This is a genomic window from Pedobacter sp. Bi27 (assembly GCF_918698255.1).
Lineage (GTDB): Bacteria > Bacteroidota > Bacteroidia > Sphingobacteriales > Sphingobacteriaceae > Pedobacter.
Genome location: NZ_CAKKMW010000001.1, coordinates 56,466 through 69,793 on the forward strand (window position 1 = coordinate 56,466; position 13,328 = coordinate 69,793).

Annotated in this window: 11 protein-coding genes; 5 read left to right on the forward strand and 6 right to left on the reverse strand. The window is 38.1% G+C overall.

The genetic code is table 11. The features are described from left to right. Window positions 1-2: 2 nt before the first annotated feature. The 4 genes from LQ227_RS00160 to LQ227_RS00175 all read right to left on the reverse strand — a co-directional run bounded on the left by LQ227_RS00160 (window position 3) and on the right by LQ227_RS00175 (window position 6,500). Window positions 3-3,236, reverse strand: coding sequence for a TonB-dependent receptor (locus tag LQ227_RS00160; protein WP_230147679.1), 3,234 nt, complete (start codon window positions 3,234-3,236; stop codon window positions 3-5). A gap of 229 nt (window positions 3,237-3,465) precedes the next feature. Continuing rightward, on the reverse strand, window positions 3,466-4,410 hold the full coding sequence (locus LQ227_RS00165; RefSeq protein WP_230147681.1) for a FecR family protein: 945 nt from the start codon (window positions 4,408-4,410) through the stop codon (window positions 3,466-3,468). A 63-nt stretch (window positions 4,411-4,473) separates the two neighbouring features. Beyond that, the gene (locus tag LQ227_RS00170) at window positions 4,474-5,037 is read right to left on the reverse strand and encodes an RNA polymerase sigma factor (protein ID WP_230144264.1); all 564 of its coding nucleotides are present in this window, start codon (window positions 5,035-5,037) and stop codon (window positions 4,474-4,476) included. Between the two features lie 458 nt (window positions 5,038-5,495). Beyond that, window positions 5,496-6,500, reverse strand: a complete 1,005-nt coding sequence (locus tag LQ227_RS00175; RefSeq protein ID WP_230144263.1) for an LLM class flavin-dependent oxidoreductase — start codon at window positions 6,498-6,500, stop codon at window positions 5,496-5,498. 452 nt (window positions 6,501-6,952) lie between these two features. Between LQ227_RS00175 and LQ227_RS00180 the strand changes: the two genes are divergently transcribed. The 4 genes from LQ227_RS00180 to LQ227_RS00195 all read left to right on the forward strand — a co-directional run bounded on the left by LQ227_RS00180 (window position 6,953) and on the right by LQ227_RS00195 (window position 10,360). After that, on the forward strand, window positions 6,953-7,678 hold the full coding sequence (locus LQ227_RS00180) for a LytTR family DNA-binding domain-containing protein (RefSeq protein WP_230144262.1): 726 nt from the start codon (window positions 6,953-6,955) through the stop codon (window positions 7,676-7,678). 229 nt (window positions 7,679-7,907) lie between these two features. Beyond that, window positions 7,908-9,047 (forward strand): sensor histidine kinase, encoded by a 1,140-nt coding sequence (locus LQ227_RS00185; protein WP_230147683.1) that lies wholly within the window; start codon window positions 7,908-7,910, stop codon window positions 9,045-9,047. 180 nt (window positions 9,048-9,227) lie between these two features. After that, on the forward strand, window positions 9,228-9,437 hold the full coding sequence (locus tag LQ227_RS00190) for a cold shock domain-containing protein (RefSeq protein WP_215126053.1): 210 nt from the start codon (window positions 9,228-9,230) through the stop codon (window positions 9,435-9,437). 95 nt (window positions 9,438-9,532) lie between these two features. Then, the gene (locus LQ227_RS00195) at window positions 9,533-10,360 is read left to right on the forward strand and encodes a PHB depolymerase family esterase (protein ID WP_230144260.1); all 828 of its coding nucleotides are present in this window, start codon (window positions 9,533-9,535) and stop codon (window positions 10,358-10,360) included. A gap of 217 nt (window positions 10,361-10,577) precedes the next feature. On the opposite strand, the gene LQ227_RS00200 is transcribed toward LQ227_RS00195, so the two are convergent. Continuing rightward, a complete protein-coding gene (locus tag LQ227_RS00200) occupies window positions 10,578-11,066 on the reverse strand; it encodes a hypothetical protein (RefSeq protein ID WP_230144259.1) in 489 nt (162 codons plus the stop codon). A gap of 261 nt (window positions 11,067-11,327) precedes the next feature. On the opposite strand from LQ227_RS00200, the gene LQ227_RS00205 reads away from it, so the two are divergent. Next, window positions 11,328-11,954: a hypothetical protein gene (locus tag LQ227_RS00205; protein ID WP_230144258.1), complete on the forward strand. Its 627-nt coding sequence runs from the start codon at window positions 11,328-11,330 to the stop codon at window positions 11,952-11,954. 40 nt (window positions 11,955-11,994) lie between these two features. Here LQ227_RS00205 and LQ227_RS00210 read toward each other — a convergent pair whose 3' ends face one another. Continuing rightward, window positions 11,995-12,882: a sugar phosphate isomerase/epimerase gene (locus LQ227_RS00210; protein ID WP_230144257.1), complete on the reverse strand. Its 888-nt coding sequence runs from the start codon at window positions 12,880-12,882 to the stop codon at window positions 11,995-11,997. Between the last annotated feature and the right edge of the window lie 446 nt (window positions 12,883-13,328).

Here is a 13,328-nt window from a genome sequence, read left to right on the forward strand (position 1 = left end):
GATTATAGATTTACACTTAAACCAAGGATAAAGCTTCTGGCCTGAGGATAACGACCAACATCCACTCCATTGTTGTCCATTCCGATTTCGGGATCAAAGCCTGAGTATTTGGTAATGGTGAAAAGATTGTTTGCCGTAGCATAAACCCTTACCGCACCTGTTTTTAATTTATTGGCGATTGATTTTGGTAAACTGTAACCCAGGGTAACGTTACGGATGCGCAGGTAAGAACCATCTTCGATATAAAAATCGGAAGCATTAAAGTTCCCATTGGCATCACTTGTAGAAACAATCGGCACTTTACCACCAGGATTCTCTTGCGACCAGGCATCGAGAATACCGGCCAGTTTATTGTAAGATGGACCACTAGCACTATAAGTGGTACGTTTTACCGCATTAAACAATTTATTTCCCTGTACACCTTGAGCAAAAATATTGAAATCGAAATTTTTATAACTTGCATTAAAGCTCAATCCGTAAGAGAAATCAGGATAAGCGCTGCCAGCGAAATAACGGTCTTTACCATCAATAGATCCGTCGCCGTTGATATCAACAAATTTAAAATCACCTGCTTTTGCATTCGGCTGAATCTTAGTTCCCTTAGCGTTTTTATAGTTATCAGCTTCTGCCTGACTCTGGAAAATACCATCCGTTTTTAACACATAGTAACTGTACAAAGGTTGGCCAACCCGAATGGTAAGCGGTGCAAGTTCATTTCGGAAGTTGGTACCCACAGCAATGTTTTCCAACCCCGGTGCCAATTCCTGTACTTTGTTGTTAATTTTAGTTAAAGTAGCGTTTATGGTATAAGTAAATGCTGCATTTTTATCACTATTATAAGTTAAACCCAGTTCTATACCTTTATCTTTTACAATACCAGCATTTATGGTCTGCGTATTTAAACCTGCTGTCCCTGGTAGCGACCTGGTTAAGATCATCTTATTTGTTTCTTTGATAAAATAATCAGCATTAAGGCTTAATCTGTTGAGAACTGTCAAATCAAGACCAAAGTTCGTTTGCTTTGATTCTGCCCATGTTAAATCTTTATTGGCTAAAACATTCTGTACATAACCATTTTGTAAAGTTGGTGTTTGCCCGAAATAACTTTGAGTAGCACTTAACAATGGATTTACAGCAGAGGCATTAAGCGATCCTAAATTACCCAATATGCCATAACTGCCCCTTAGTTTCAATTCATTTAACCAGGTTGCATCTTTAAGAAAATCTTCTTTGCTTACCACCCAACCGAAGGAAGCTGATCCGTAGTTTTTCGTCCTGTTATTTTTACTTAACAGCGATGATCCATCACGACGGCCGATTAGCGACAATAAATATTTTTCTTTGTAATTATAATTCGCCCTTAAAAATAATGAAGAAAGTGCCTGTTCGTACATCCCGCTAACCGACGGCTGGATAACTGTTGCGTTAACCAGGTATCTGTATTGAGGCGATTCGTCGTCAAAACCTGCTCCTGAAGCTGACAAGCTATTGCTTTTAGTTTTCTGGAAAGAATAACCACCGGTAAGATCTAGTTGGTGACTACCAAAGGTTGCTTTATAACTTAAAACCTGCTCAGCAAGAAAATCGTTGGCACGACTGCTGCTTTCCTGTAAACTATTGCTTAATACCGGTTTTCCTACCTCGGGCCTTTTTGGCGTAAAGCTTTTAAATGCAGCATCGGTTTTAGTGATGCTTAAGTTAGATCTGAAAGTTAAGCCCTTTGCTAATTTAATATTGGCATAAGGGTTAACCACAAGCACATTTACAGGATTGTTTATATCAATACGTTGCAGATCGGCAACTGGATTAACAATATCGCCATAATCACCAGCATACTGTCCGCCTGGTAAACCGGCAAAACTGCCGTCGGCATTATATGGCGTTCCGTTGGTTGGATAATAGATAGCCGAAAGTAAGGCACCAGTGTAATCGCTGCTGGTATTTGCACCATTACCGTTGGTACTGCTATACGAAAGGTTTTCGCCAACTTTTAACCAATTGGTTACTTCATGCTCGGTATTGATCCTGAAGTTATAGCGCTTAGTTTTGGTATTTAATACAATGCCTTCTGCATTACGGTAATTGAAACTTAGGTAATAATTAGATTTTTCGCTACCACCGTTTATTGCGGCATTGTAATCCTGTAACAATCCATCTCTAAAAACCTCGTCCATCCAGTTGGTGCGGGTAATCTGTCCATCAGGATATTTCGAAATATCAAAAGCTGGTAATATGGTTGTACCACCGTTTTTGGCAGCAGTTGCGGCCACCTGTGCGCGTTGCTGAGCATTTAATGGCTCTAATTTCTTCCATGCGCTTTGTTGTCCAAGTTTGGCATCGAAACTAATCTGCATTTTACCGCTCTTTCCTTTTTTAGTTGTGACCAATACCACACCTCCTGATGCCCTGGCGCCGTAAATTGCCGCAGATGCATCCTTTAATACCGAAATAGATTCGATATCGTTAGGATTAAGCTGTGGTGTACCTGAAAATATAGACCCATCGATTACATACAATACATTTTCTCCGTTAATCCCTCCCGCACCGCGGATATTAATGCGTGGAGCAGAAGTTGGATCTCCACCCTCGTTAGTTACAATTACACCTGGTGATTTTCCAGCCAATACCTCTCCTACACTATTTAATGAGCGCGAAGAAAGCTTATCCAACCCAACAATGCTGATTGCACCTGTTAAGGTTTCTTTCTTCTGTGTTCCATAACCTACTACCACCACATCGGCAAGCATTGAACGTTCTTCGCTCAACACCATATTAATGACCTGGTTTTCGCCTACTTTTACTTCTTTGGTACGGTAACCGATCATAGAGAATGATAACACAGCGTCAGCGCCTACTTCAACGCGGTAAGCACCGTTTCCATCGGTTACGGTGCCACTTTGCGTGCCCAGTACCTTCACCGAAACACCGGGCAGCACCAAACCTGTTGAATCGCGCACAACTCCAGTGATAATCCGGTCTGGCTTATTCTGAATGGCGTTGTTCAAAATTACATATTCGCCTTTTTCTAAAACCTGTAATCCTAGCTTATCCAATAGTGACCTTACAGGCTCTTTGGTAAAATCGCCACTTACAAACATGTTTTTTTGTTGCAGCTGATCTGGATTGTAAACAAAGCTAAGTCCGGTGCGCGACTCAATTTCTTTGATAATTTCGGTCATCTTACGGCCTTTGTTTAGCGTAATACTGACTGTAGTTTTCTCTAACTTTTGTGCCATACCAGCCGAGGCCAGGATTGAGCTGCAAAATATGCAGAGAATTGAAAATGTTAAACATGAGTATTTCATGATCTTATAAAGAGCTGATGTCCTCTTAGCGGAGGTTGGTTTCATTTGTTTGATTTGTTTTTTTAAAGCTTTTAATTACGCTGGCCCTTTGGCCGGAAAGAAAGATTACGGTGGCCAGTCTAACTGGCACCGCTAAGTATTTCTATATTACCTGCTCATCTCATCTGTATATATTAAATGTTTTATGATTTTTTGATCCGTTGAATTTTAGGTGGTGCAGGCTGCAGATGATATCTAAAATCTCTTCAGGCGATTGTTTGCTACTGAAAGAAGCAGTGGTTTTAAGTTTGGCCAAAGCGTTGTCATTTAGCAAAATTTTAATGCTGTAGGCATATTGGAGTTTGCTGATTACCTGTTCTAAGCTTGCTCCATCAAAAGCGAGCTCGATATAGGTTGCAGATTTACTTTTGCCAATGTCAGCTCGCCCGGCAGTTTTATCATAGATTAAAAACTCATCTTTAATCAATGTGCCCAGATTTACTTTTTTGTTGCTTACGGCAACCTTTCCGGTAATTACGGCAACTTCGATGTGTTTGCTGGCCTGATACGACTTAACCTTGAAAGAGGTGCCCAACACGCGAATGTCGACCCCAGATGCAGTATGTACCGTAAACGGTCTTTTTTCCTGATGGGTAATATCAAAAAAAGCTTCACCCTCTTTTAATGCAATCTGGCGGTTGTTTGAAGCGAATGTTTTAGGATAACAGAGTTTTGCAGACGGACCTAACAAAACCACTGAACCATCTGATAAGGTAATGTGCTTCCGTTCTGTACTTCCGGTAACTATGGTAACCTGATTTTCAGGCTTCACTGGAATATTGAGTTTCCAAATGCTTATTCCCAGTGTAATGATGATGAGTACGGTGGCAGCAATCCTGATGAAAGGCTGAAGTTTGAATACTTGGCTACCTTTTGGTTTTTGACGCATTGCGTCCTGAAGGTGAACAAGCATCTGCTCTCCTATTGCTGCTTTCCGGTCGGCCGCCAATTCAATATTTTCCTGATCGAGCGTGGCATACCATTCTTCAACTTTTTTTTGCTCTTGCGGACTTGCCTGCTTATTGAGATATTTCTGCAGCAGTTCCTTTGCCTGTTCTTCTGTCATTTAAATACATGTCAGTTGAAAAGCAGATCGGTACTAACCAAGAATGTTATCTATAAATTAACTTTATGTTAAGCCGATTAAAGCCGCAATGAGCAGGATATAGGAAAGGCTTTTTTTGAGCAATTTTAGCGCTGCAGAAATCTGGTTTTTTACTGTCTGAACCGAAACATCAAGTTCTGAAGCTATTTCTTTGATGGATTTTTCCTGTTTTCGGCTCATCGAGAATACCAATTGCATTTTTACGGGTAAAAGTGCAATGGCGGCATCAACTTCTAAATGAAGCTCTTTTAAAATCAGTTTATCATCAGCTGCTGCAATATGCTGCTCATCCATTAGTGCTTTAAGTGCAGTTTGGTGATATTCTTTAATGCTGCCTGACCTGAAATAATTAATCACCTTATATTTTACAGCACCATAAAGATAGGCACCGAGGCTTCCTGTTAGGTTAATTGCTGTTCGGTTCTCCCAGAGGGATATGAAAATTTCCTGTGTAATATCCTGTGCCAATGCCTCATCACCCGTTTTTTTAAACGCCACATCAAAAACATTCTCCCAGTAGGTCTGGTAGATTTCCTCCATAGCCCGGTGGTCGCCAAGTTGCAAAGATGAAAATAATGAATTGTTCAAGGGATGCCGCTTTATAAAGCGCAAAGCTAAGGGCCCAATATTCCCTTAGTATTAACAAATCTTAAAGAGTAGATGATGAATGATGAGGAATGTAAGATGGGAAATAGACAGAATTCTGCGGTGATCAGTGATTTCCGCGGGAAACATGATGCGATTGAGTTCCTGCAGATTTAAAAAGATTGCCGCTGATGATTTACAGCAGAGTCTTAATGCCCTTAACTGCTTAATGGTAGGAAAGACTAAAGCTGAAAGCAAAAAGGATAAGTTTAATTCCGTGCAAATCTGTGCTTCCGTGGCAGAGAATAACCAAGTTGGATAGATCCTGAAACAAGTTCAGGAGACGATCGCAGGATCTGATCTACGAAAATCTTAATGTTCTTAACTGATTAATGGCAAAATGCAATAGGTCCTGCGTAAATCAGCTATCAACAGGAACATGATTGATTTGTACGCTACAATTACCCAAACAACCCTGCAAAAATTCTATTCGAATGCAATTTTGCCTGATGATCGTAAATATGCGAGGTGCTCATGATCTCGTTTACGCCAAATTTTGCAACAAAAGCTTCTAAATTTCCATTAATGGTTTCGGCACTACCAATAAAAGAATAATACAACATTTGTTCTACAGCTTCTTTTTCCAACTGGTCCCAATATTGATTGATATCATCAACTGCGGGCTTTAACAATTCTCTTTTACCTGTAATTACACCCAGGAACATCCGCTTTACCGAGCTTGATAAACGTTCAGCTTCTGCATCGGTATCAGCAGCAACCACATTTACACAGGCCATTACATAAGGTTCTTGTAAAAATGGGGAGGGCTTAAAGTTATTTCTATAAATTGCGATGGCTTGTTCGAAATAAGCTGGTGCAAAATGACTGGCAAAAGCATAAGGGAGACCTTTTTCTGCTGCTAAGCGTGCACTATCGGTGCTCGAACCTAAAATCCAGATCGGGATATCCAATCCTTCTCCCGGAATGGCCCTTACACTCGCACGATTATTATTCGCAGAGAAAAACTGCTGTAGTTTCTCAATATCCCTGGGGAAACTATGAACAGCACTAAAATTTTCGCCGCGGATGGCCATTGCCGTAACCTGATCGGTTCCGGGCGCCCTGCCCAAGCCCAGATCGATACGGTTGGGATAAAGAGAGGCCAAAGTACCAAATTGCTCGGCAACAATTAAAGGTGCATGATTGGGTAGCATAATGCCTCCAGAGCCTACGCGGATGCTATCGGTGCCACCAGCAATATAACCAATAAGCACAGCTGTTGCCGAACTGGCAACACCAGCCATGTTATGGTGTTCGGCAAACCAGTAACGTGTATAACCTAAAGTTTCAGACTGTTTAGCTAAATCGAGGCTTGTTTTAAAGGTATCTGCAGCAGTAAAACCATCTAACACGGTTGCAAGATCGAGAACGGAATAACGTATATTTTTCAATAAGTGATCAGCCATAAATTAATAGGAATAAAATCTATGCTGCAAAAATATCCTTAATAAAGCCAAGTCTGGTTTATCTGAATATATATGACGTTTAACCAACACTAATCGGTACAAGTGGGTATTACGCAAGGAATCTGTGCAAAGTGAAACCAGTCAGACAACAGGCACTACAGGGATGTAGAAGTATATATGTTATTGTAACAAAACGTACAAATCTGCGCTCTTAGCTTGATTAAAACTTGTAATTCGATTAGCAAAACCATTAAAGGCGGAGTATATTTCTTTACCGGTATTCTAGAATATTTTTATGGATTATAGCTATTGCCTGCATCTTTTAAACTTAATTGACACATTTTTGCGTTAAATTAGTAAATAAGAAAAGACTTTAAATTAATCCGTACAGATAGTACCCTTTTCGGTACGAAAAGGCGTAATTTCGTTATAAGAGAAACAGATTTTTGAAGATGATTAAGTGCATAGCCATAGACGACCAGTTCAGTTCCTTAGCGGGGCTACAAAAATATATTGAGGATACCCCGAACATGCGACTCGTCCAGCAATATACTGATCCAGTTACTGCTTTAAGAGAGCTAGCCAACTCAGACACAGTCGATGTAATTTTTATGGATGTGGAAATGCCCCAGATTTCCGGCCTGGAACTGGCGAAGGCCATCCGCTTTAGAACCAGAAAGCTCATCTTCACTACTTCACACCAGGAATACGCTTTTGATGCTTTTGAAGCTGCAGGAGATGCTTATTTGCTTAAACCATATAGTTACGCCAAATTTGCCACAACCATTACCCGACTTTTTGGACAGGAAATGACCGGTGGTGCCAACGAAGATTACTTTCTGGTTAAAAACAAAGAAGAGGAACACCGCGCGGTAATGGTTAAATATGAAGATATTATTGCTTTTGAAAGTTTCCACAATTACATTAAAATACATACCGTAGAAAAAGTAATTATTGCTTATTTAAGCCTAAAAGATGTTCGGGAACAGCTTAGCATTAAGAAAGGTTTTATACAGTTACACCGTGGTTATATTGTTGCTATTGATAAGATTTTGTATGTGGATGGTAATCGGATTACTATGAATAACCACATAAATTTTACCGTTGGAGATATATATTATAATGAATTTAAAAATTTTATTTCTGAAAGGCTAATTATCAGTAGCCGTAAAAAATAACGGCTACTGATGAAAAGAATAGTATTAAACTATAACGGAAGTGGTCGTAACTCCTGAAGTGGTCGGTTCGGAAGTACTTGTTGGTTCATTTATTTTTCCATTATATCTTTTTTTAAATACAAAAAGTGTTCTTTTAGCTAATTTTTGAGTTTCCATATTTTTTTTTTGAAAACTAGCTGCGAGAACACGCTATAACTTTAATCGTTACACAAATAGTAAATAAGTCTTTATGAATAGTTTAAAATGGAGCAACAGTATGTTACGAAACTGGCTGCATACTTACCGGATACACATAATTGCATGGACTATATTTATCATTTGGGAAACGCTGATGGTGCTTTATTTTGCAGGTATCTTAGGAACGTTCGGCAATTATGCTATTCACTACTTGATTAATATGACCTTATTTTACACTTATCCTTTACTGTTAGAAAAAGCAACAGAGTTCCCTAGCGGAGCGGTATGGAAGGTTCCTCTCGTGGTTATCCTCGCAATCCTGACTTATTTGGGCATAGTTACCGGAGTAGATATCCTATTAAATACTTATACCAATATTTTACCGGGTAAATTGCCAAGTTTTAGGATCAGAATATCCAGGGTACTTTATAGGGGTTCATTTTTCCTTCTTTTTTCTACAGGTTACTATTTCTTAAAACGGTTCATCAAAGAAAAAGCAGAAAAATCCCGTATCGAAAAACAGCGTTTTCAAATGCTTATTGATAAGGAAAAAATGGATAAGGAACTAGCTATGTCTAAGAATGCTTTCATGAAAGCACAGATTAACCCACATCTGCTCTTTAATACATTTGAGTTTGTACACCAGAAACTAAGCACTTACTCTCCGGAAGACGCCAAGGTAATGCTTTATCTTTCAGATATGATGCGTTTTGCTGCCAATACCCAACATAATGAAGGCTATGTATATTTAAGTGAAGAGATTGCACAATGCGAAAACCTGATTGGTTTGCACCGCATTACGCAAGGTGCAATTTATATTGAGCTTGCTAGCGGCCCTGATCTTGATGAAATCAAATTAATTCCGCTTGTTTTGCTTACTATTTTGGAAAACATGTTTAAACACGGGAATCTTAATGACATAGAAAATAAGGCCACTATAGATGTTTACACCTTTGATGACAAACTGCGTATCGAAAGCCGAAATTTACCCAGATTAGTACAAAGCAAGGTAGGCTTTGGCTCAGGAATGGACAATATCCGTAACCGATTAAAATACGCTTATCACCAAAATGCTGAAATAACTGCAGGAATTAACGAAGAAGGCTTCTATATTGTAAGCATAAGTATTTCCTTAAACGCATTAATAATGGAATCTGAAGATAAAAAAGCTGAACAAACTATCCCTCTTTAGCAATTAAATTGGCCCAATAAGAAACCCTTCCACATTTTCACCATCAAGAAATATTTATCGATTTTTCCAACTTAATGTAACGAAATTATTACTATATTAAACCTTCCTAATTGACGTTCTAATATTTAAATAAATCTTCATTGAAGAATTAAGTGTAAATCTTAACAAAACAGATAAAAAATGAGAAAGGGTACAATATGCTATGTAGATCAAAATAGTGGACATGGCATTATTAAAGATGAAAATGAACAGAAAATTCAATTCTTTTTAATGGAACTCCAGGAAGAAATCAGGCTCAATGATGAAATTTCTTTTGAAATAGAGCTTACAGCAAGAGGACTTGCTGCAACAAAAATACATTTAGTTAACACTGCAGAATTAACATCCTAATAGCAATCTCAACCAAACTTAGCAACCATAGTAGTTCTAATTAAGGAAAATTAATATTGTTTTAAACCTAATTGGCTATCGGTTGTCCTAAATGTATGTTCAATAAACCGAAAGGGTTCTGTAGCAAAATAACTTCACTTGGGATTTTATCCGTAATATTTCTACTTCTATCTAATGCCTCACCAAATTCAACCTATCAGGATGTAAAAATAATGCGTTGGAAGATAAGCGACACAACGCGCGAGGCAATGGTTTACATCCCGAACAGCGCAAAAGTAAAAGCCACACCAATCGTTTTTGTTTTTCACGGACATGGCGGTGCTATGGGAAATATGTTTAGAAGCAGAGGTTTTGAAAAACTGTGGCCAGAGGCAATTATAATATGTCCGCAAGGATTGAATACCCCTGGACAATTAACAGACGCAGCAGGTAAACTACCTGGCTGGCAGAAAGCACCAGGCGATATGAATGACCGTGACCTTCATTTTTTCGATGCGATGCTAAAAACGCTCCGACAAGATTACCGCATAGATAATCAGCATATTTATGCAACCGGTCACTCTAATGGCGGTGCATTTACGTATTTACTTTGGGCAACCCGAAGTGATATATTTGCTGCTGTTGCCCCATCAGCTGCTGTAGGAGGTCGGATAGTTAATGTGCTTAAACCTATGCCCGCAATGCATATTATGGGCGAACAAGATCCATTGGTAAAACCAGAATGGCAAAGGGCGATGTGCAATAAGATTTTAAAAATTAACAGGTGTAACAAAACAGGAGAGCCATATGCCCCCTATGCCACATTTTATCCTTCAGATACAAAAACACCAGTGGTACTCTACCGACATCTCGGAGGGCACGTTTACCCACAGGAAGCAAGCTCAGTTGTAATTAAGTTTTTTAAGAGCGTATCGAAACCTTAGTAGGAATACCAACTTTTAATTTGATACTGATAAGCAATATTAAAATCAAAAAGGCCACAATATCCATTGAGGCCTTTCCTTATCAACTAACTAAACTTGTATAATACTAACCAAATATTTACACAACAAAAGTACGATAGCACATAAACCCAGTATTAACATTGTGTTAAATACTCAATAGTTAACATGAGGTAAAATCTGGATTTCCAATGCAAGATTACCATTTCTGAATAGGTTGATAACTGGATTTTTCTTCCTTGCGGCTAAGTTTCTTTATAAAATCTTCGCCAAAATCGTGGCTGTAAACTTTAAAATTGATTGCCCACTCATCCTTTATCATGGCAGGCACAAATTTTTCAAACATTTTTTCAAATGATCTGAAATTTACAAAGGGCTTGCAGACTACAATATATTCAGCATCTGAATTCACTATAATTTCCTCAATAAGCTTTGGCCATCTCAATTTAATCTCGATAGGCAAATTTTGATATTGCTGCCGATCAATAAACAGTCCGATGTTTTGTATAAGTTCTTCAGATAGGGAACTGCCTAGCAATGTTTTCCATTTCCCATCTTCTTTTGTTATCCTTTCCAATACCTGTTTATGGTCAAGAACAGTCCACGGCTCACTTCTCGAAAGCTGGATAAGCTGAAAATGCATGATATCGCCATTAGGCAGATTAAAGAAAAAGTCGAGTTCGATCATCAATAATGAGGTAATACTATCTATCGTGAACCCAAAAGTATAGAACTATTTCTTAAGCACAGAATTAAAAACTTAATTGAGAATCTTCTTCATAAAGTTCAATCTCCTAAGCCAAAGAATTGCGCATGTTTTTTAATTATTAAATACCTGTTAAATAAAAAATTGATTTTTATCATCAAAAAAAATCAAAAACACCTTAAAAACGTAATATTAAACATACAAAAAATTTAATTTTAGCGATTATACATATATCTTTGCGGCATGAAAAGCACCAAATTATCCGCTCTTGTATTCCTTGTAATCACTTCATTATCTTGCTTATCAATTCATGTTCTTGCTCAAAACAAGCCAACAAAACTAGCTGATATTTTCGAGAATGTAGATAGATTGAACGGAAACGATATGATTGAACGTTTAGCTACTCAGCGCAGTGCATACAATAAAAACCGTTCGAAAAACAGCCTTCCAAAGGCAGAATACATCATCAACAGGAATAACTTAACCCTCATTAGCTTTAATGGCTTAGATTATTACATAAAAAACAATAGGGTAATAGGCATACAAGGATTAAATCTTTCGGACGAAGTATTGAACCAGATTACAGACAAATTGGTTCTTTTAGACAGCATCCAGTTTAATCAAAGTGAGCGGTCGAATACCGAACATTTTAATCCAAATGTTGATTTTCAGAAGATCAGGAATATCGACCGTCAATTTATGCTTACACTTAAAATGTTATCGAGTACTGTAAGAGACATAGCCGCACTTACTAAAAGTGAAAATCCATCTTTAACCGTCGAGACCAACGTTGCAAAAATGCGTTTACCAAATATTGATAAAGCTGCAGAAAAATCAAATGTGCAATCGCTGGTATTATTGTCAAAATAACAACATTTATATATCTTATTTCAGTAGAAAAGAACAATAATTAATCTGCTTTCTTTTCCGAATACACTTCTGCAATCTGGGCAGAAAGATATTTGAAAGCAAGCGGCATTTCTACAGCAGCATTTTTGATACTTCCTTCCATAAAGATGAAACCTTTATAGTTTATTTTGTGCAAGGCTCTTAAATAAGGCTTAAAATCGTCGCCCATAACACCTGGCAACGACCTGTTTTGTTTTTCGGCAACCTCAGAAAATGCAATTAATGTTCCGGCCTCAATAATTTCATTTGGGGACTCTCCTTCACGCATCATGTGAAATATATCAGCATTAAGCCTGAAATTTGGATGATCAATCTCCCTTACAATTTCTGCAGCTGATTTTAACGAGGTGATGAAGTTAGTTTCGGTGGTTTCTAGATTTTCCAGCAAAATTGTAACCTTATATTTCCCGGCAATTTGCGCTAGTTTTTTGCCCAGGCTGATAAAATCTGATTTTGCCTTAACGACATTATAATCAGCCGGAATGCTCCTTGCACCCGAGCTGCCCAAAACAATAAACTTGATCCCTGCTTGTTGAGCTCTTGAAAGAACAGTTTCGGTATAAGTTAAAACCTTTGCTTCATCTACCTCCGGGCCAGCTATTTTTATACTCGCCGGATAGAAAAGGTTACAGGTTAATACTTTACATTTTGCAGCTTTAATCTTTATCACGTTGGCACGAAACTGATCATCTGTTAATGCAGGTGAAAGCATCTTCGGAACAGATTCGCCAATCATTTTAAAACCAGAGGCATAAGCTAAACTATCCTGCGTTAAACCAGATACAATCCCTAAACGCGGATATACCTGCTTATCAGAAATAAAACCACAAAAACCGGTATAAACCAGGCAGATAAAAAAAGCCAGATAGCTAAATTTTGTACTTCTCATATTATTATTTAAACGATTTGGTCAAAAAATGAAGTCTCAGGTTCCCATTCTCCTAATTAACTGAACAACTTGTTGGTGAGTGCCTGAGAATTCTCCCTTAAAGATAATATAAAATCTAATCATTAAGTTTTGTATCAGCAAAATCACAGATCCTGAAGAAAACGGAATAAATGGAAGTACAGAAATGACTAGCCCAGATACAAATGCTGTGCAAACTGCTGCATTGGCAAAATAATGAAATAAAAAAAGCGACAGTTATGTCGCTTTTTTTTTGCGGAAAGAAGTTATATCACTATTGCTGATTATTGACCGTGAGCCGAGTATTGTCAGTCTGAGAGTTAATTTATTGTATAAAATTCAAATATTACAGAGCTGTTTTTTTTTGTAGTTTTGGCTGCGAAGAATCGTCATTGCGAGAAGGCTTTTTCAGCCGACGAAGCAATCTT

What these genes read in the sequence shown, in the direction of transcription:
- LQ227_RS00190 (WP_215126053.1), top strand. Translation starts at nt 9,228, where the DNA reads ATGAGAAAGGGTACAATATGCTATGTAGATCAAAATAGTGGACATGGC.
- LQ227_RS00200 (WP_230144259.1), bottom strand. Translation starts at nt 11,066, where the DNA reads ATGATCGAACTCGACTTTTTCTTTAATCTGCCTAATGGCGATATCATG.
- LQ227_RS00175 (WP_230144263.1), bottom strand. Translation starts at nt 6,500, where the DNA reads ATGGCTGATCACTTATTGAAAAATATACGTTATTCCGTTCTCGATCTT.
- LQ227_RS00205 (WP_230144258.1), top strand. Translation starts at nt 11,328, where the DNA reads ATGAAAAGCACCAAATTATCCGCTCTTGTATTCCTTGTAATCACTTCA.
- LQ227_RS00160 (WP_230147679.1), bottom strand. Translation starts at nt 3,236, where the DNA reads ATGGCACAAAAGTTAGAGAAAACTACAGTCAGTATTACGCTAAACAAA.
- LQ227_RS00195 (WP_230144260.1), top strand. Translation starts at nt 9,533, where the DNA reads ATGTTCAATAAACCGAAAGGGTTCTGTAGCAAAATAACTTCACTTGGG.
- LQ227_RS00185 (WP_230147683.1), top strand. Translation starts at nt 7,908, where the DNA reads ATGAATAGTTTAAAATGGAGCAACAGTATGTTACGAAACTGGCTGCAT.
- LQ227_RS00165 (WP_230147681.1), bottom strand. Translation starts at nt 4,410, where the DNA reads ATGACAGAAGAACAGGCAAAGGAACTGCTGCAGAAATATCTCAATAAG.
- LQ227_RS00180 (WP_230144262.1), top strand. Translation starts at nt 6,953, where the DNA reads ATGATTAAGTGCATAGCCATAGACGACCAGTTCAGTTCCTTAGCGGGG.
- LQ227_RS00210 (WP_230144257.1), bottom strand. Translation starts at nt 12,882, where the DNA reads ATGAGAAGTACAAAATTTAGCTATCTGGCTTTTTTTATCTGCCTGGTT.